This is a genomic window from Paeniglutamicibacter sp. Y32M11 (assembly GCF_019285735.1).
Lineage (GTDB): Bacteria > Actinomycetota > Actinomycetes > Actinomycetales > Micrococcaceae > Paeniglutamicibacter.
In genome coordinates, this window is record NZ_CP079107.1 from 669,905 (window position 1) to 686,819 (window position 16,915).

A 16,915-nucleotide genomic window follows, 5' to 3' on the forward strand; every position below is an offset into this window, starting at 1 on the left:
GTTATTGTTGCGCCGTCCTCTGAGCCCCCAGGAGTTTCATGTCTGACCCGAATACCCGCCCGGGTGGAGATCCGAACCAACAATCGTGGTCTGCACCAAGCGGTTATCAAGGGCAGTACATCGCGGGTCAGCAGCAGTATCCGGGCCAATACGCCGCGGGTCAACAGCAGTATCCGGGTGCTTATCCCGGCCAGTATCCTGCGTATGGCTACTACCCGAACGGCGGCCAGCAGTCCCCGCCGCGCAGTCATGGGATGACAATTTTTGCCATGATTATCGGTATAACTGCCGCAGCAATTTCGCTGGTTCCGTTCCTCGGCTTCGTTGCTTATGTGCTGGGTCCGGTGGCGATGGTGTTGGGCATCATCGGGATTGCCCAACGGTATCGGCGCCGGGGATACAGCATTACCGCTCTAGTCACCGGAACCTTCGGGTTGCTGGTCTCGGTGCTATACACCATCCTTTTTTCAACGCTGATTTCCGTTGCCCAGAACACGCAAACCTATGAATTTACCGCCGACGGAACCGCTGAGTACAAGGTGACCATGCGAACCGGAGTTGACGGCGGCCCGGATGGAACATCCACGCAAAACGGGCCATTTAGTCAGATGGTCGAGGCCTTAACACTCTTCGGCGGCATGTCGATCACTAATCTGACCGGTGAGCCCGAAACAGTGAGCTGCCGCATCAATGACTCGGCCGGAAACCTGTTGATCGAAGACACCGCGACGGGCCCCTTCCAAACGGCAACCTGCGACCTTCGTGACGTTTTGGTGCACCAAATGGAAGACATTGATTTCCCCGAGGAGCTCAGCGCCGGTCAACCGGAATGACTAGATTCCGTAGCCTTGGGCGCGGCGCGATGCCATGATGCGTGAGATCGAGTCCTCCAGCACCGGATAGTTCGCACCAGGTCCCAGTGCCACAAAACATGGGGCCTCATGGTCGGGCCGGAGCAAATCGTCATAGCTGCGCCCCATATAACGTCCTCCCGTACGGCGCACCAGCAGCGCGCCGGCCGACACATCCCACGGCTTAGTATCGAAGCCGATGGTGGCATCACACCACCCCGCCGCGACATGGGCAAGAGCCAATGCCGCCGATACCTTCCGGCGAACCGTTGCAAATGCGGTCACCCAGATGCCGAATTCTCTCAACCCCGCATCGCCGTCGATCTCCAGCGCCTCGGCCGAGGGATAGTCGCTCATGATGTTTGCATGATGCTGATCGGGACGTGGGGCTGGGCTCAAGATGCTCCCGTTCAGGTAGGCATGCTGGGCGTCGGCAGAAAATTCCTCACCCGTGATCGGGTCCAGTACCACTGCCGCCAGCAATCGTCCATCGCGCGCGGCGGCAATGGAAATGCAGAAGAACGCGATCCCATGTTTGAAGTTGCTGGTGCCGTCGATGGGGTCAACGATCCATTGAATGGACCCTTCGCCGGTGCTTCCACCTTCTTCGCCCAGCACCCACGAATCCGCTTCTGCCGTCAGAAGATGGCCACGGATGAGCTCTTCGCTGCGCAGGTCGAAGGCCGTCACCACGTCGTGGGCGTTGGTCTTATTTTCGAGGTCCATATCGTGGCGAAACGCTTCGCGTAGGATCGGTGCGGCTTCTCGGGCCGCGTCAACAGCGATGGACATCAGCCGTGCGGCTAGGACGGTTTCCGGGGTGCTGAATTCATGGGTGCTCACGATCCACCAGCCTAGTCCGGGTGTGAGATACACGAAAATAGTTTGACGGGGCAACTAATTCACAAATATGGTTGCTTCAGGCAACATTAGCCTTGGTCAACTAAATTTTCGAAGGAGCGCGATCCGTTGTTACGCGGTGAAACATCAACATTGGAACTTGTTGAAAGCCTGATGGCGCTTAAGCGCACCCTGCGCTGTGTCGAGCAAGCTGGCGAAGGCAAGCACTCGGTGGGTTTTGCCGCTCTGGGGGTGCTGGCCTATGTCCAACGCCATCAGCCAACCCGCGCCACCGACATTGCACAGTGGGTGGGCATTGGACCCGCTGCCATGAGCCGGCAGGTGGCTGAGCTGGAAAACTCCGGACTTCTGGTGAGGGCTCCGAGTCCCACCGATGCTCGTGCCCAGCTGATCTCGCTGACTTCCAATGGCAGTGACGAAATTCAGCAGGCCTACGAGCGCCGTGTCGTAGTGCTCTCCGAATTGCTCAACGACTGGGATGAAGCGGAGATTTCGGACGCCGCGGAAACCGTCAACTCGATTCAAACCGTGCTCCGTGCCGGCTTGGAAGCGATGGCGACCAAAAACACCAAGGCTGCAACCGGCCCAGAGGAGAACAGCAATGCCTGAATCGAACCCGGAGTCCACAGAAGTGCGTGAACGCACCGCGGACAAGCCACAAATGAGCCAGAAGGAAGTCTTGCGTTCCATCACTGGCGTTCTGGCCTCGTTCTTCGCGGCCATGCTGGCTTCGACCATCGTTTCTATTGCGTTGCCGACCATCATGGATGCGCTCGATGGAACGCAGACCGATTTCAACTGGGTCATTACCGCCGCACTCCTAGCCAACGCCGCAACAACCCCGATCTGGGGCAAGCTGGCTGACCTTTTCGATAAGAAGAAGTTGCTGCAGGTGGGCATCGTCATCTTCGTGGCCGGCTCGTTGTTGGCCGGCTTCGCCATCAATATCCCCATGCTCATGAGCGCCCGCGTCATTCAAGGCATCGGCATGGGCGGGCTCACCGCCATGGGCATGGCAGTGATCGGCACGGTCATCCCGCCACGCGAACGTGGACGGTACTCCGGCTACTTCGGCGGGGTCATGGCGGCGGCCACCGCTGGTGGACCGCTATTGGGCGGCTTGATTGTCGACTCGCCCCTGGGTTGGCGCTGGACCTTCTTCATTGGGGTTCCGATTGCCATCATCTCCATGGTGATGATCCACAAGACGCTGCACATCGCTCACATTGCCCGCAAGGTCTACATCGACTGGGCGGGTGCGGTCCTGGTGACGATTTCTGTATCAACGCTATTGATCTGGGTCTCCTACGTCGGCAAGGAAGGCTACTTCGAAGGCAATTCCTGGCAGACCTACCTCATGGTGGGTGGGTCGATGGCGCTGATCGCGCTGCTGATCTGGGTAGAAGGCAGAGTGCCCGAACCGGTCATCCCGCTGCGGATTATTGCGACCCGGACTACCGCACTGGCGATCCTTGCCTCCATCTCCATCGGTGTCGCCATGTTCGGTACCGGTGCCTTCCTCGGCCAGTATTTCCAGGTCGCCCGCGAAGCCACTCCGACCATCGCCGGGGTCATGACCTTGCCAATGATCGCCGGCAACCTATTTGGCTCGGTCTTCTCCGGTCAGCTCATTTCGCGACTGGGACGATGGAAAATCTTCTTGGTGATCGGGGCCATTCTCAACGTTGGAGCGTTGGGGCTGCTTGGCACCATGGCCCATGACACCAACTACTGGATCCTCGCCACCGGCATGTTCTTTAACGGTGTGGGTATGGGCTTCATGATGCAAAACCTCGTCCTCGCGGTACAGAACACCGTGAAGGTGACGGATATTGGCACGGCAAGTTCCTCCGTCGCCTTCTTCCGTTCGGTCGGTGGTGCCGCAGGTGTGGCAGTGCTTGGCGCGATGCTTTCGGACAAGGTGAGCAGGCTGCTCACCGACGCGCTGGTGTCCGCACACCTGATCTCGCCCGACGGATCAGCCGGTGCTGCAGGTGGAGCCTCACTCAACCTCAGCAGCATGCCACCGGCCGTGCGTTCCATGTACGAAACAGCCTTCGGCGATGCCACGGGCGTGGTCTTTATGACCTCCGCAGCCGTTGCCTTCGTGGCCCTGATCTGTATCTTGTTCATCAAGGAAGTTCCTTTGCGCCGAACCATCTAGAACCGTTATCGAAGTGCCGCTGAGGCCCTCGCTGGTAAGAACAATCCTTGCCAGCGAGGGCCTTTTTTGCTCGGCCCAAAGGGGTCGTGCTGTCGGTTTCTCGACCAGTGAATCGGATGTATTGTCCAACGCCTTAGATGAATCATCCGAGATGCCAGTCACCATTCTTCCGTAGTGTGAGCAACGTCGTTCATACGGAAGGAACCGCGATGACCAGTAGCCAAGAGCACTCCGCCAGCGCAACACCGAAACTCAAGAAGGTCCTGGGACGTTGGGACACCCTCGCCATCGGCGTCGGAGCCATGATCGGCTTTGGCTGGGTGGTGCTGACCGGCGACTGGATCACCACCGCGGGCCCCTTGGGTGCGACCCTTGCCATGATCGTTGGTGGCGGCATCATGGCGGTTGTCGGTTTAACTTATGCCGAACTCGTGGCGGCCATGCCCAAGGCAGGAGGCGAGCACAACTACCTGCTTCGAGCCATGGGAGCCCGATGGTCATTCGCCGGATCGTGGGCCATCGTTGGCGGCTATATCACCATCGTCGCGTTCGAAGCGGTGGCATTGCCGAAATCCGTGCTGTATCTCTTCCCGAACCTGAACCACATCAAGCTGTGGGACGTGGCCGGCTCCGAGGTGTACTTGACGTGGGCGCTGGTCGGGGTGCTGGGCGGGGTGATCATCACCGCGATCAATATCCGCGGCATCAAGACCGCAGGCGTAGTACAAACGTTTGTGGTGCTCTTCCTCTTTGCCATCGGTGCGGTCCTGCTCTTCGGCTCCTTCAGCGCAGGCAACACCGGGAACATGGAACCCTTCTTCACTAACGGCGTGGCCGGATTCTTCGGCGTGATGATCATCGTTCCGTTCATGTTTGTCGGCTTTGACGTCATCCCGCAATCCGCTGAGGAATGCGACATCGAGCCCAGACGCATTGGCAAGTACGTGGTGATCGCCGTACTCATCGCCACTGCCTGGTATGTCATGGTCATTCTGGCGACGTCTTCCGGCATGGGACCAGGCGCACTGGCCGGCTCCGAGCTGGCCACCGCCGACGCCATGGGCGCACTCTTCAATTCCGATGTGATGGCCAAGGTACTCATCTGTGGTGGTATCGCCGGCATCCTCACCTCATGGAATTCTCTGCTCATGGGCGCCTCACGACTGCTGTACGCCATGGCAGGATCCGGTATGCTCCCGGCATGGTTCGCCAAATTGCACCCTAAATATGGAACCCCGGTGAACGCCCTGCTCTTCATCGGTGGGCTCTCGGTAATCGCACCGTTCTTCGGTTCGGCGATGCTCGGTTGGCTCGTCGACTCCGGGTCGCCATCCATCGTGATCGCCTACCTGCTGGTCGGGGTGGCTTTTGTAATCCTTCGCCGCCGCGAACCCATGATGGAACGCCCGCTGCGCATCGGTGGCAAGGGGAACTTCGGTCAGGTCATTGGGGTCGCCTCGGTGATCTTGTGCCTGGGCTTGGTCAGCCTCTACCTCCCGGGGATGCCGGCCGCCATCAACATTCAGCCATGGATCCTTTTTGCCGCGTGGTGGGCAATGGGCATGCTGTTCCTGATCCGGATCCCACGGGGTGTGGTCCCTGGCATTAATGCCGAAGAAGAATTACTGAACCGACTGGCCATGCGGGCCAAGGACAAGGCTGCAGCCAAGGGTGGACGCACCTCGGGGGCACCCGAGACCATTGTGCAGATCGAAAAAGCCACGGAGGAAACGACACGATGAGTGCCACTGGCCCCCTCGCGGGAATTACCGTTGCGGATTTCTCCCGGGTCCTTGCTGGACCATTGTGCACCATGACCCTGGCCGATTTAGGGGCCACCGTCATCAAGGTCGAACGTCCCGGCACCGGGGATGACACCCGCAGTTGGGGACCTCCGTTCTCCGCCACCGGATCCACCTACTTCGAATCGGTGAACCGTAATAAAAAATCACTGACCCTGGATCTGAGTGATCCAACCGATCGTCATGCCGCCCGTGAATTGGCGGTGCGTGCGGACATTGTGGTGGAGAACTTCCTCACTGGGGGGATGGACAAATTGGGTCTGGGCTACGGGGAGGTCAGCGCACTGAACCCCGGGGTGATCTACGCATCCATCTCCGGGTTCGGCTCCGCTGAGGGGGCGCAGCTCCCCGGGTATGACTTCATCGTTCAGGCACTGGGTGGATTGATGTCCATTACCGGGGAAGCCGAGGGCGAAGCCATGAAGGTAGGGGTGGCCCTGGTGGATGTCCTCACCGCCAAGGATGCCACCATCGGGGTGCTTGCCGCACTGCATGCCCGCAATGTCTCCGGTGCCGGAGCCCACGTGGAAGTCAACCTGCTCTCCAGCCTGCAAGGTGCCTTGGCCAACCAGGGTCAGGCCTATCTGGGTGCCGGAAAGGTCGCCGGTCGGATGGGCAACGCGCACCCCTCGATTGTGCCCTACCAGCTGCTTGCCTGCGCCGACGGTTCGGTGGCGGTGGCCTGCGGCAATGATCGACAGTTTGCCAAACTCTGCACCGAAATCGGACAGGACGCGCTCGCCGAAGATCCACGTTTCGCCACGAATACGGCACGAGTGACTCATCGCGAGGTGCTGATCCCACTGCTCGAGCAGGCGCTGAGCGAAGATACGGGAGCCAACTGGCAGACACGATTCACCACGGTAGGGGTGCCCGCTGGCAAAGTTGCGGGCATCGATGAGGGGCTGGAATACGCCAGAACTTTGGGGTTGAAACCCACCATCGAGGTGCACAACGCGGCGGGGGAGACTGTGGGGACCCAGGTGCGTCATCCGATCACCTGGACCCCGGAGTTTGCCGTTCGCGGCGAAGCTCCGCCACAACTGGGCGAACATAGCGAACCCATCCGCGCCTGGCTGAGCAGCGACGTTGAATCACTTCACGACTTTGTGACGCTAGCGCTGCCGCGGCCCTAATTCGCTATCGCGCATGGCCAGCCAGAGGTGCGCTGCGACATCCGGGTCATCTAAGTCCACTCCGAGGAGGGTCGTAGCCACCGAGATCCGATGGCGCAACGAATTCCGGTGGATCCCCAGGGCTCGCGCCGCGTCCTCCCAGGTACCGCGAGCCGCGAGATAGGCGCGCACCGTGCCCAGCAGGTCCGCGCGCGGATAGCCTGCCAGGAGTTGAACCCAGCCCGCGGACTTGGCATCATCGCCGGCGTCCACGGCAACCAAGCGGCCGTCGGGGGCCTGCAGCACGGCACGGCGCAACACCGCAAGGTTGCCCGGGATCTCTCCCAGACTCACCGGGTCGCCCAGGGCCGCTGCCAGCGAGCCGGAGACTTCGTGGTCGCCGGGGGCTGCTACCCCCAGTAAGGCGTCTTGTTCCAGCGATTCACCTCCTACCTTTGGCCTGTTGCCGATCCCAGAGGCTGGCAGCACGAAATAGAGGATCGAATCCTGGACATGGCGTAGAACGCAAACTTCAACGGCTGCGCCCAGATCCGGCAGGCCAGGATCTGCTGCCAATCGAACCGCAGCACGGGCGGCCATAACAGGGTCATCACCGGCGGACAGCCGGATGCCCAGCAGTCGAACTCTGGTGGGAAGCTCCGGGAGTCCCACGTCTTCGGCCACCATGTGTGCGGCCTCGGTTTGCCCATGCAAGAGCAATTTGGTGGTGGCAGCGCCCAGGGCATTGGTGGTGCCAACAATTACCTCACGCTGTCTGGCCCGCAGGGCTAACAGCGTGGAGACGGTCATGATGATTTGTCGATCGGCCTTGGTGAGCGTCCGCCCCGAACCAATACAGAGGAACCCGTGGATCCGAGCGTCGAGCAGGATCGGATAAAGCACCACCGGCTGCCCATGCAGCTCGAACGTGGCGGCCGAGGGGACACCTGCCTTATTAAAGCGCAACGACTCGGCCCGCAGGTCAGGCACCAGAGAACCTGCGGAGGTGGGCCACACGGTTTCGGTTCCGGCATCAGCGGGAAGGTAGGCGGCCCAGCCGCCGAGCGCCTGAGCGAGGCCGCGCACCACGGCGCTGGTGGCATCTGGGCGCATGGCCGCTCTGGCTAGCGCCGTTTGTGTGCCCAGCGAATCCATGAGGTTCGTGGTGTCGTCCCGGGCGGACAGACGCCAGTAGGCCCGCGAGACATGTTGAAATGGCACGCCGTCCGGAACGATCACCAGCTCGATTCCCGCCGCGCGACTGGCTGCCAGCACGTGCCCGGGTACCTGATTCAGCCATGGGCCCAAGCCCAGACCCACGGCACGAACTTCTTTTTCCCCGAGCCGCTGCATATACGCCAGCGAGAGCGCTGCCGACTTGGTGAAGGGCATGCCAGTGGTCAGCAACAGCTCGCCGCCGTCTAAATACGCGGTGGGATCCTCCAGCTCGGAGACGTGGACACCGGTCACCGGTTTGGCGCTGAATGCGGCCCCGGGGCATGGCAGGAGTTCTGGTCCGAGCTCGGCACCTAATTGCAACAACGAAATCATGAGTTGAATTATCCAACACGACGGGGCAACTTGGGCGGATCATCCAATGACGCGTGTCACTCTCTCGCCTAACGTTTAGCCCATGACCGAAACACTTCTGGCCGTCAACGCCGAGACGCTTCCGCAGACCCGCCACCTCGCCACCTCCATCCCCGGCCCGCGCTCCACCGCCTTGCACGCCGAACGCACCGCCCACGTGACCAACGGTTTCGGCATCACCCTGCCGGTTTTCGTGGCCCGTGCCGATGGCGGCATCATCGAAGATGTTGACGGCAACCGACTCATCGACTTTGCCTCCGGCATCGCCGTGACCTCACTCGGTGCCAGCAACAAGCGCGTCGCCGAACGCGTGTCGGCACAGCTCAACGCCTTCACCCACACCTGTTTCATGGTCACCGAATACGAATCCTTCACACAGGTCTGTGCCTGGCTCAACGCCAACACCCCGGGTGACTTCGACAAGCGCACCGGACTGTTCTCCACCGGCGCCGAAGCCGTGGAAAACGCCATCAAGATCGCCCGGGCCGCGACCGGCCGACCCAACGTGCTGGTCTTTGATGAGGCGTACCACGGCCGCTCACTGCTCACCATGGCAATGACCGCAAAGGTCAACCCGTACAAGCTGAACTTCGGACCGCTTCCGGCAGAGATCATCCGTGCCGCCTCGGCCAACCCGCTGCGCCCCGCAGCGGGCCTAGCAGTCGGTGCCACCGCAGCGCTGGAATCAGTTGAAGCCACCATCGTGGAACACGGCGCAGATTCCTTTGCCGCCATGGTCATCGAGCCGATCCAGGGTGAGGGTGGCTTCATCGTCCCGGCCGCGGGCTTCATCCCGGGTCTGCGCAAACTGGCCGACAAGTACGGCATCGTGTTGGTCATTGACGAAATTCAGGCCGGCATGGGCCGCACCGGTTCGCTCTTCGCCTCCGAACACGAGGGCGTTGCGGGGGACCTGATCCTCACCGCCAAGGCACTGGCCAACGGCGTCCCGCTCTCCGCCGTTACCGGACGCACCGAGCTGATGAACGCACCGCACGCCGGGGGACTGGGCGGCACCTACGCCGGCAACCCGCTGGCCTGCGAGGCAGCGCTGGCGGTCTTCGAGCAGTTCGAGGACGGCACGCTGCTGGCCAACGCCCGCCGCATCGAGGCAGTGGCCCGCGAAATCCTTGAGCCCTTGCTTTCCTCCACCGGCATTGTGGCCGAGGTTCGCGGACGCGGTGCCATGCTCGCCATCGAACTGGCCGACGCCGGGACCCTGGCCCCGCGCGCGGACCTGGCCAAGGAAGTCTCCGCCGCCTGCCACGGAGCGGGCGTGCTGACCCTGACCTGCGGCACCCACGGCAACGTCGTGCGCCTGCTGCCTCCGCTGGTCATCGGCGAGGAACTACTGCGCGACGGGCTCGCGGTGCTGGCCCGGGCCATCACCAACGCCGCCAACTAGCACCCCTTCTGCGGCCCATTACCCCCCCGAACCTTTTTGGAGAACACCATGACCCTCACCATCCATGACCACGAAACCCACCAGCTGGACCCGGCGGATTTGATCAACTTTGATGCGCTACTCACTACCGAGGAACTCGCACTGCGCTCCAAGGTGCGTACCTTCGTCAATGAGGCCATCAAACCCAACATCGCCGCCTGGTACGCCGACGCGGTCTTCCCGCTGGAGATCGTCCCGGAAATGGCGAAGCTCGGGCTGCTGGGCATGCATCTGAAGGGCTACGGCTGTGCCGGCGCCACCGCGGTGGAGTATGGATTGGCCGGTTCCGAACTGGAGGCGGGGGATTCGGGGCTGCGCACCTTTGTTTCCGTGCAGGGATCACTGGCCATGAGCGCGATCTACAAGCATGGTTCGGAGGAGCAGAAGCAGGAGTGGCTGCCGAAGATGGCGGCGGGCGAGGCAATTGGTTGCTTCGGTTTGACGGAGCCGACCGCTGGTTCGGATCCCTCGGCGATGAAAACCTTCGCCCGGAAAGACGGGGATGACTGGGTCATCAACGGCACCAAGCGCTGGATTGGGCTGGCCAACGTCGCACAGGTCGCCGTGATTTGGGCGCAGACCGACGAGGGGATCCGCGGCTTTGTGGTTCCCACGCAAACCGCCGGGTTCAAGGCGACCCCGATCGAGCCCAAGCTCTCGATGCGTGCCTCAATCCAGTGTGAGATCGAGCTGACCGACGTGCGCCTACCGGCCACGGCGGTGCTGCCAAACGTGGTGGGGCTTAAGGGCCCGTTCTCCTGCCTGAACGAGGCTCGTTATGGCATCATCTGGGGTGCCATGGGTGCCGCGCGTGATTCCTTTGAGGATGCATTGGCGTATTCGCAGCAGCGTATGCAGTTCGACAAGCCGCTGGCCGGATACCAGATGACGCAGTTGAAGTTGGTGGATATGGCCATGGAAATTAACAAGGGCTACCTGCTGGCGCTGCATATCGGCCGGATGAAGGATGCCGGGACCCTAGATTTGCACCAGATTTCGGTGGGCAAGCTGAATAACTGTCGCGAGGCCATCAAGATTGCCCGTGAGGCTCGGACCATTCTGGGCGGCAACGGCATCACGCTGGAGTACTCACCGTTGCGCCACGCCAACAACCTGGAATCGGTGCGCACCTACGAGGGTACGGACGAGGTCCACACGTTGATCTTGGGTAACAAGCTCACCGGCGTCCCTGCCTTCCGCTAATCACTCACCCCCAACGTTTCGAGAGGCAAGAGATGACCGAAACCATGACGCACATCGATACCGTCCCCCTGCGCCTGCTGATTGATGGGCGATGGATCGAGGGCGCCGGTAAGGAACTGGAATCCAGTTCCCCGGCCAACCCCGCAACGGTGGTTGCCGCCGGCGGCACCGCCACCGAGGCCGACGTGCGCACCGCCATGGCTGCCGCACGTGCGGCAGCAGGGGATTGGGCTGCAACGCCGATGGCCGAACGTGGGTCGTACCTGGCGCGCGCGGCGAGCATCATCATCAACAACGCAGATGCTTGGGGCCATGAACTGGCCCGAGAGGAAGGCAAGACCGCGGCGGAAGGCAAGGGCGAGGTGCTGCGCGCGGCCCAGATCCTTACCTACTATTCGGCCGAGGGCGACCGGCTGGCCGGGGAAGTGTTCTCCTCTCCGCGCCGCGGTGAAACGATCATGGTCACGCGCAAGCCGCTGGGCGTCGTGGGTGTCATCACCCCGTTCAACTTCCCCATCGCGATCCCTACCTGGAAGATCGCCCCGGCGCTGGTCTTCGGCAATACCGTGGTGTGGAAGCCGGCCTCCACGGTGCCGTTGCTGGCGATGCGGCTGGCCCAGGCCCTGGTGGAGGCGGGACTGCCGGCTGGTGTGCTGAACCTGGTCATCGGCTCCGGAACGCTCGGCAACCACATCGTGAACCACCCGGATCTGGACGGGCTCACCTTCACCGGCTCCACGGGAGTGGGCAGAAAGCTCGCGACCACCGCAGCAGGCCTGGGTGTTCCGATCCAAGCGGAAATGGGTGGTAAAAACGCCTCGGTGGTGCTCGACGATGCGGATCTTGATCTCGCCGTGGAACAGGTACTATTCGGGGCCTTCCGCTCCACCGGGCAGAAGTGCACAGCCACCTCGCGGCTCATCGTGCAGGAGGGCATCGCCGATGCCTTCATGGCCCGGTTGCACGAACGCCTCACCGAGTGGAAGACCGGGGAACCAACCGATCCCTCGGTGCAAATGGGACCGGTGGTCTCCGTCTCGGCGGCGCAGGAAATTCGTGCCGGCATTGCCGCATCGATCGATGCGGGCGCAACGGTTCGCTTTGAGGGTGATGTTGCTGGCCTCGGCGATGCCTTCGTGGCCCCGACGGTCCTGGAGCTGCCCAACGGAGAGAACAATGCCTGGCGTGAGGAGTTCTTTGGCCCGGTGTTAGCGGTGCGCAGGGTCACCACCACGCAGGACGCCTTCGCGGCGGCGAATGACTCCGAATATGGTCTGAGCTGTGCACTATTCACGCAGGATCTTTCCAAGGCGCTGGCCGCGATGGAAGATATCGACGTGGGCATTTTGCATGTGAATTCCGAATCGGCCGGTGCCGATCCGCACGTTCCGTTTGGTGGGGCCAAAAAGAGTGGATACGGCCCGAAGGAACAGGGCGGCGCTGCCAAGGAATTCTTCACACATACCACCACGGTGTACCTGCGCGGAGCATAAGGAACTTTATTGTGAGGCACCCGCCGTCATCCGGCTCGAGAGGATGCCGCGGGTGCCTCACGTCGTGTCTACGATAAGCATCGGGCCTGGCCGGAAACCTGAGCCAGCGAACAACTGACGATAGTACGGAGCCAAGAGTGAGCGTAGAAAACAGCATTGAGAACATTTCCACCATCCTGATCATTGGTGCCGGGACCATGGGACGGCAGATCGCCATGAGTGCCGCCCTGGCCGGATACAGCACGATCATTCAGGATATTTCCCAAGACGGTCTGGCCGCGGCACGTACCGAACTTGAGGGCTGGGCCGCTTCCCGGGTGGCTAAGGGGAAGTTGGAGCAAGTGGCGGCAACCGCCGCCCTGGATGCTCTGGCCTACAGCACCGACCTAGATTCCGCCGCGGCCAACGCTGACTTCGTGATTGAGGCCGCCACCGAGCGCTTAGAGATCAAGACGGCCATCTTCGAGAAGCTCGGCATCCTGGCTCCCGCTCACGCCATTCTGGCCACCAATTCTTCGACGCTGGGCTCATCCAAGGTGGCCGCGGCCACCGGCCGGCCCACGCAAGTCTGCAATATGCACTTCTTCAACCCCGCGCTGGTGATGAAGTGTGTAGAGGTGGTGCGCCATGAGGAAACGAGTGATGCGACGGTAGCCACCACCATGGAATTGGCACGGCGGCTGGGCAAAGAACCGGTGCTGATCAACCGCGAAATTCCCGGATTTATTGCCAACCGACTAATGGGTGCCATCCAGCGGGAGGCGCTCTTCTTGGCCGATTCGGGGATCGCTAGCATCGAAGACATCGACACGACTGCCCGCACCGCGTTGGGTCACCCGATGGGTCCCTTTGCGCTGATGGATATGGTGGGCCTCGACGTCATCGACTTCATTGCTCAGGCCACGTACGCGGAGACCGGAGCGGACACCGATGCCCCCAATCAGCGTATTGCTGCCTTGGTTGCCGAGGGCAAGCTGGGACGCAAATCGGGCAGGGGCTTCTACGACTACAAATAAGGACGCGGCGCTCAGAAGCTTTCGGGCTGCGCGCCGAAAATGAAGTGCCGCCCGGAGATATTGGTGGCCTCGATCTTAACCCAGCTCTCCTTCTGTGTGGGCGTCCATGGGGACACTCCGGTGGCCCGTGCGATCTCGATTTCGGCTTCGGTTTGAAGTTGGCGCGCGGTGCCATGGACAACCACGGACCAGGCCTCGTCCGAAAGTATGCCGTCGGCTTCGAATGCCACCGTATCGTGCACCGTCAGCGCCGCGAGCTTCTCGCCCGGGGCGGTGCGAATGTAGATAATCCGCTCGGAAAGACCGAAATTCAACGGGAAGATATCGACCGCGCCACCCACTGCCGTGGCAAGCCGTCCGTGGCTGGTATGCTCCAGCAGATTCCACGACTGTTCGGGGGTTAAATCCAGGACGGGCTTATCTGCATCATGGTCAAACATCATGTGAACAGTATTCTACGCATTGTAGAAAAATACTAGGGGTGGGGCGGAAGCATCTCGATACGCTCCGGCGAGTCATCCTTCCGATCCACCGCCTGTCCGCGCATCGTGAAAGACTGGGCATCATGGTCAAGGATTCAGGAGTTGAGCGTGCCCGGCACATCGCGGCACGTTTCGAGGACCGCGCCCACGAGTTGCGGGCAGCGCGGGCACGTCAACGCGGATGGGTTGCCACCGTGCTGCCCTATACCGGATACGGTCTTTCCGCCGCAGACGGTGGCTGGGTGCGCATCTTGGCCCGAGTGGTTTTGGCCAAGCCGGGAGCCTTCGAGGACGGCCGGCACCTGGCCCAGGTGATCGCCGACGGTGTGCGAGGGTGGCGCAACTTCACCTCACCGATCGTTCCAAACGGTTTGGTTGAAGTGCAGATCAATGGCGAGCGCTTCGAGGTGCAGGCCGACCGCGGGGGAGTACTTGATGTCCGAGTAGCGGCAACGCTTCCTCCGGGATGGAACACCGTCACACTATTGGTTGAGGGACGTCCGGCGGCCAGCGCCCCGGTCTTGATGGTTGATGCGGCCCAAGAATTCGCCGTGCTCTCCGATGTGGATGACACGGTGGTGGTCACCGCGTTGCCAAGGCCGCTGCTGGCCGCCTGGAACTCATTTGTACTCTCCGAGCATGCCCGACTGGCCACCCCCGGGATGCCGGTGATGATGGACCGGCTGATGCATGACAAGCCCGGTGCCCCCACCTTCTACCTTTCCACCGGTGCCTGGAACGTCGCGCAGACGCTCACCCGTTTCCTTTCGCGGAACCTGTACCCGCAGGGTCCGCTACTACTGACCGATTGGGGGCCGACCGAGCGCGGCTGGTTCCGTTCGGGTATGCAACACAAGGCGGATCAATTGCGCCGCTTGGCTTCCGAATTCCCGAAGCTGAAGTGGCTCCTGATCGGCGATGATGGCCAACACGATCCATATCTCTACGCGGAGTTTGCCCGGCGTTACCCGGAGCACGTCGCCGCCATCGTGATCCGGCAGTTGAGCCCCTCCGAGGCGGTGCTGGCCGGTGGACGTAGCCAAGGGATTCTCAACTCGACTCCCGGGGTTCCCTGGGTTTATGAGCCGGACGGCTCACGTATTGCCGCGCGGCTTGAAGCGTTGGGCATCATGGGCACGGTCGACACACCGGGAAATGTTGCGTGATTCGGCAGAGTCTGCGCGTTGAGGTCCCCATGCGCTGGGGTGACATGGATGCCTACGGGCATATCAACAACGTCAATCTGGTCCGCATGATGGAAGAGGCACGCATCGCCGGCTTTGGCGTACCCGGAGGCACGGGCAAGCCGGGTATGGCACCGCAAACGGATTTGTTCTCCAGCGTCCCGGAGAACACCCAAATCTTGGTGGTGGAACACCGCGTTCGCTACCTCAAGCCTCTCGACTACCGCAATGTGCCGGCGCACGTAGATTTGTGGATCAGCACCATCAAGGGCGCCAGCTTTGACATCTGTTATGAATTCCACGACCCCGTGGACGGCGGGGTATGTGTCCGCGCCACCACAACGCTGGCGTTCTTTTCCGTGGATGAGCAGCGGTTGCTCAGGCTCAGCCCCGAGAATAAGGACGCGCTGGCGCGTTTTTCTGCCGATCCAATTTTCTAGGACAGCTGCAAGTTAGCGGTCAACGATTCGAAGTCCCGCGCGAGCTCCGGATCTCTGTCGAAAATGCAGGCCGTCAGCGGTTCGGTGCTGAAGGAGAAATAGCGCAGCCCGGCGCTGTGCCGCGGATCGGCCGGCAACGCGATGGCGCCATTATGGAAGTTGACCCGCCCGAGTGAGACTCCTGGTGCGGGGAACGGGGCAATCCGCAGCAACTGGTTGATGGCGGCAATGTCGTGGCTGAAAACCCGGTGCTGAGTCCCGCCCGCAAAGATGTGCAGGATCAATCCCTGAGTCGAAGTGATGGCAACCTCAATATCTGCCGGTGCCCACAACGTGGGGCGGGCCATGAGGCTACGGACCGCGCGCGGATTACCACGGTGGCCCGGGTGGAACGAGGTGCAGGAGTCGGAGTGGATTCCGTGAATGCGCAAGTGCTGGCGCCTTTCGTGTGCTCTTGTCCCCAAGGCAGCGGCTGCTGCCAGGACCGCTTCGTCATCCGAACCACCCGTGAAGCATGGGGTTGGTGTGTACGCCGGGTCGGAGCCCAAAGTCTGGCGTGCATCTCGTGAAGCTGGCTTCAGCATACCAAAAGCTCTCCAACACTTTAGAGTGATGAAATGAAACTCATCTTGATTCGTCACGGGCAGACGGCCTCGAACGTGGCTCAAGCCTTGGATACTTCTGCGCCGGGAGCACCGTTGGATGAGACGGGGCTGGCCCAGGCCCAGCGTCTGGTGACGCGTTTGGAAACCGAGCCTGGTGAGATTGATGCGCTGTATTCCTCTAGCCTGCTGCGCGCGAAGATGACCGCTGCGCCTTTGGCCGCGGCGCGCGGGCTGTTGGTGGTAGAGCACGCGGGTCTGACGGAAATCTCCGCCGGCGAACTGGAAATGCGCAATGACCGTGATGCTCAATTGGCCTATCGCGAGGTCTTCTTCCGCTGGCTATCGGGGGACCTAGCGGCAAAGGTGCCCGGCGGCGAGGACGCTCGCACCGCTCTGGATCGCTTCGACGCGGTCATCAATCAGGCCAAGGCGGCCGGAACCGGGAAGCTGGTGGTGGTCAGCCATGCTGCCATGCTGATGACCTGGCTTTCGGCACGGAGTTCGAACTTTGACCCGACGTTGCTTTCACCCGTGCCGTTGATCAACACCGGAGTGGTGACCCTCGAGAGCTCGACGAGCGCGAGCTGGAGACTGCGCAGCTGGCAAGACCGAGTGCTCGACTAGTGGCAGATTTCCGCACCCTCGAACAGCTGAGCAACGGTGGT

16 protein-coding genes and 1 riboswitch are annotated in these 16,915 nt (G+C 61.6%); of the genes, 12 read left to right on the plus strand and 4 right to left on the minus strand.

Annotation, left to right across the window (positions count from 1 at the left end):
* Window positions 1-38: 38 nt before the first annotated feature.
* The gene (locus KUF55_RS03000; protein ID WP_218817949.1) at window positions 39-833 is read left to right on the plus strand and encodes a DUF308 domain-containing protein; all 795 of its coding nucleotides are present in this window, start codon (window positions 39-41) and stop codon (window positions 831-833) included.
* Here the strand turns inward: KUF55_RS03000 and KUF55_RS03005 are convergent, their stop codons facing one another.
* Window positions 834-1,694, minus strand: a complete 861-nt coding sequence (locus tag KUF55_RS03005; protein WP_218817950.1) for an inositol monophosphatase family protein — start codon at window positions 1,692-1,694, stop codon at window positions 834-836.
* Window positions 1,695-1,820: 126 nt separating this feature from the next.
* Here KUF55_RS03005 and KUF55_RS03010 point away from each other — a divergent pair, with 126 nt between their 5' ends.
* The 4 genes from KUF55_RS03010 (at window position 1,821) to KUF55_RS03025 (ending at window position 6,814) form a co-directional block, all read left to right on the plus strand.
* Window positions 1,821-2,321 carry a MarR family winged helix-turn-helix transcriptional regulator gene (locus KUF55_RS03010; RefSeq protein ID WP_218817951.1) on the plus strand — a complete coding sequence of 167 codons (501 nt, stop codon included), beginning with the start codon at window positions 1,821-1,823 and terminating at the stop codon, window positions 2,319-2,321.
* Window positions 2,314-3,876, plus strand: a complete 1,563-nt coding sequence (locus tag KUF55_RS03015; protein WP_132362295.1) for an MFS transporter — start codon at window positions 2,314-2,316, stop codon at window positions 3,874-3,876. Before KUF55_RS03010 ends, KUF55_RS03015 begins: the two co-directional genes overlap by 8 nt.
* Before the next feature lie 209 nt (window positions 3,877-4,085).
* Window positions 4,086-5,618 carry an APC family permease gene (locus tag KUF55_RS03020; RefSeq protein WP_218817952.1) on the plus strand — a complete coding sequence of 511 codons (1,533 nt, stop codon included), beginning with the start codon at window positions 4,086-4,088 and terminating at the stop codon, window positions 5,616-5,618.
* Complete coding sequence (locus tag KUF55_RS03025; protein ID WP_218817953.1) at window positions 5,615-6,814, plus strand: CaiB/BaiF CoA-transferase family protein; 1,200 nt, start codon at window positions 5,615-5,617, stop codon at window positions 6,812-6,814. The genes KUF55_RS03020 and KUF55_RS03025 overlap by 4 nt, the downstream gene beginning before the upstream one ends.
* Here the strand turns inward: KUF55_RS03025 and KUF55_RS03030 are convergent.
* On the minus strand, window positions 6,794-8,344 hold the full coding sequence (locus KUF55_RS03030; protein ID WP_132362289.1) for a PucR family transcriptional regulator: 1,551 nt from the start codon (window positions 8,342-8,344) through the stop codon (window positions 6,794-6,796). The genes KUF55_RS03025 and KUF55_RS03030 overlap by 21 nt on opposite strands.
* A gap of 82 nt (window positions 8,345-8,426) precedes the next feature.
* On the opposite strand from KUF55_RS03030, the gene KUF55_RS03035 reads away from it, so the two are divergent.
* The 4 genes from KUF55_RS03035 (at window position 8,427) to KUF55_RS03050 (ending at window position 13,539) form a co-directional block, all read left to right on the plus strand.
* Window positions 8,427-9,788: an aminotransferase class III-fold pyridoxal phosphate-dependent enzyme gene (locus tag KUF55_RS03035; protein WP_218817954.1), complete on the plus strand. Its 1,362-nt coding sequence runs from the start codon at window positions 8,427-8,429 to the stop codon at window positions 9,786-9,788.
* A gap of 48 nt (window positions 9,789-9,836) precedes the next feature.
* Window positions 9,837-11,030: an acyl-CoA dehydrogenase family protein gene (locus tag KUF55_RS03040; RefSeq protein ID WP_132362285.1), complete on the plus strand. Its 1,194-nt coding sequence runs from the start codon at window positions 9,837-9,839 to the stop codon at window positions 11,028-11,030.
* Window positions 11,031-11,062: 32 nt separating this feature from the next.
* Window positions 11,063-12,523, plus strand: a complete 1,461-nt coding sequence (locus KUF55_RS03045; protein WP_218817955.1) for an aldehyde dehydrogenase — start codon at window positions 11,063-11,065, stop codon at window positions 12,521-12,523.
* A gap of 197 nt (window positions 12,524-12,720) precedes the next feature.
* On the plus strand, window positions 12,721-13,539 hold the full coding sequence (locus KUF55_RS03050; RefSeq protein ID WP_132362620.1) for a 3-hydroxyacyl-CoA dehydrogenase family protein: 819 nt from the start codon (window positions 12,721-12,723) through the stop codon (window positions 13,537-13,539).
* 11 nt (window positions 13,540-13,550) lie between these two features.
* Here the strand turns inward: KUF55_RS03050 and KUF55_RS03055 are convergent, their stop codons facing one another.
* Complete coding sequence (locus tag KUF55_RS03055; RefSeq protein WP_132362281.1) at window positions 13,551-13,982, minus strand: pyridoxamine 5'-phosphate oxidase family protein; 432 nt, start codon at window positions 13,980-13,982, stop codon at window positions 13,551-13,553.
* Between the two features lie 122 nt (window positions 13,983-14,104).
* Here KUF55_RS03055 and KUF55_RS03060 point away from each other — a divergent pair, with 122 nt between their 5' ends.
* On the plus strand, window positions 14,105-15,187 hold the full coding sequence (locus KUF55_RS03060) for an App1 family protein (protein WP_132362279.1): 1,083 nt from the start codon (window positions 14,105-14,107) through the stop codon (window positions 15,185-15,187).
* Window positions 15,188-15,216: 29 nt separating this feature from the next.
* Window positions 15,217-15,645, plus strand: a complete 429-nt coding sequence (locus KUF55_RS03065) for a thioesterase family protein (RefSeq protein WP_132362618.1) — start codon at window positions 15,217-15,219, stop codon at window positions 15,643-15,645.
* On the opposite strand, the gene KUF55_RS03070 is transcribed toward KUF55_RS03065, so the two are convergent.
* Window positions 15,642-16,076 carry a hypothetical protein gene (locus KUF55_RS03070; RefSeq protein WP_132362277.1) on the minus strand — a complete coding sequence of 145 codons (435 nt, stop codon included), beginning with the start codon at window positions 16,074-16,076 and terminating at the stop codon, window positions 15,642-15,644. The genes KUF55_RS03065 and KUF55_RS03070 overlap by 4 nt on opposite strands.
* A gap of 14 nt (window positions 16,077-16,090) precedes the next feature.
* Window positions 16,091-16,216: riboswitch (SAM riboswitch) on the minus strand.
* Between the two features lie 46 nt (window positions 16,217-16,262).
* Between KUF55_RS03070 and KUF55_RS03075 the strand changes: the two genes are divergently transcribed.
* Entirely contained in the window at window positions 16,263-16,874 is a 612-nt protein-coding gene (locus KUF55_RS03075) for a histidine phosphatase family protein (protein WP_132362275.1), read from the plus strand.
* Window positions 16,875-16,915: the final 41 nt, after the last annotated feature.

Bases quoted from the DNA above. Each gene is read 5' to 3' on its own strand.
- KUF55_RS03020 (WP_218817952.1), top strand. From the start codon at position 4,086: ATGACCAGTAGCCAAGAGCACTCCGCCAGCGCAACACCGAAACTCAAG.
- KUF55_RS03030 (WP_132362289.1), bottom strand. From the start codon at position 8,344: ATGATTTCGTTGTTGCAATTAGGTGCCGAGCTCGGACCAGAACTCCTG.
- KUF55_RS03050 (WP_132362620.1), top strand. From the start codon at position 12,721: ATGGGACGGCAGATCGCCATGAGTGCCGCCCTGGCCGGATACAGCACG.
- KUF55_RS03025 (WP_218817953.1), top strand. From the start codon at position 5,615: ATGAGTGCCACTGGCCCCCTCGCGGGAATTACCGTTGCGGATTTCTCC.
- KUF55_RS03045 (WP_218817955.1), top strand. From the start codon at position 11,063: ATGACCGAAACCATGACGCACATCGATACCGTCCCCCTGCGCCTGCTG.
- KUF55_RS03040 (WP_132362285.1), top strand. From the start codon at position 9,837: ATGACCCTCACCATCCATGACCACGAAACCCACCAGCTGGACCCGGCG.
- KUF55_RS03065 (WP_132362618.1), top strand. From the start codon at position 15,217: ATGCGCTGGGGTGACATGGATGCCTACGGGCATATCAACAACGTCAAT.
- KUF55_RS03000 (WP_218817949.1), top strand. From the start codon at position 39: ATGTCTGACCCGAATACCCGCCCGGGTGGAGATCCGAACCAACAATCG.
- KUF55_RS03035 (WP_218817954.1), top strand. From the start codon at position 8,427: ATGACCGAAACACTTCTGGCCGTCAACGCCGAGACGCTTCCGCAGACC.
- KUF55_RS03055 (WP_132362281.1), bottom strand. From the start codon at position 13,982: ATGATGTTTGACCATGATGCAGATAAGCCCGTCCTGGATTTAACCCCC.
- KUF55_RS03015 (WP_132362295.1), top strand. From the start codon at position 2,314: ATGCCTGAATCGAACCCGGAGTCCACAGAAGTGCGTGAACGCACCGCG.
- KUF55_RS03075 (WP_132362275.1), top strand. From the start codon at position 16,263: ATGAAACTCATCTTGATTCGTCACGGGCAGACGGCCTCGAACGTGGCT.
- KUF55_RS03060 (WP_132362279.1), top strand. From the start codon at position 14,105: ATGGTCAAGGATTCAGGAGTTGAGCGTGCCCGGCACATCGCGGCACGT.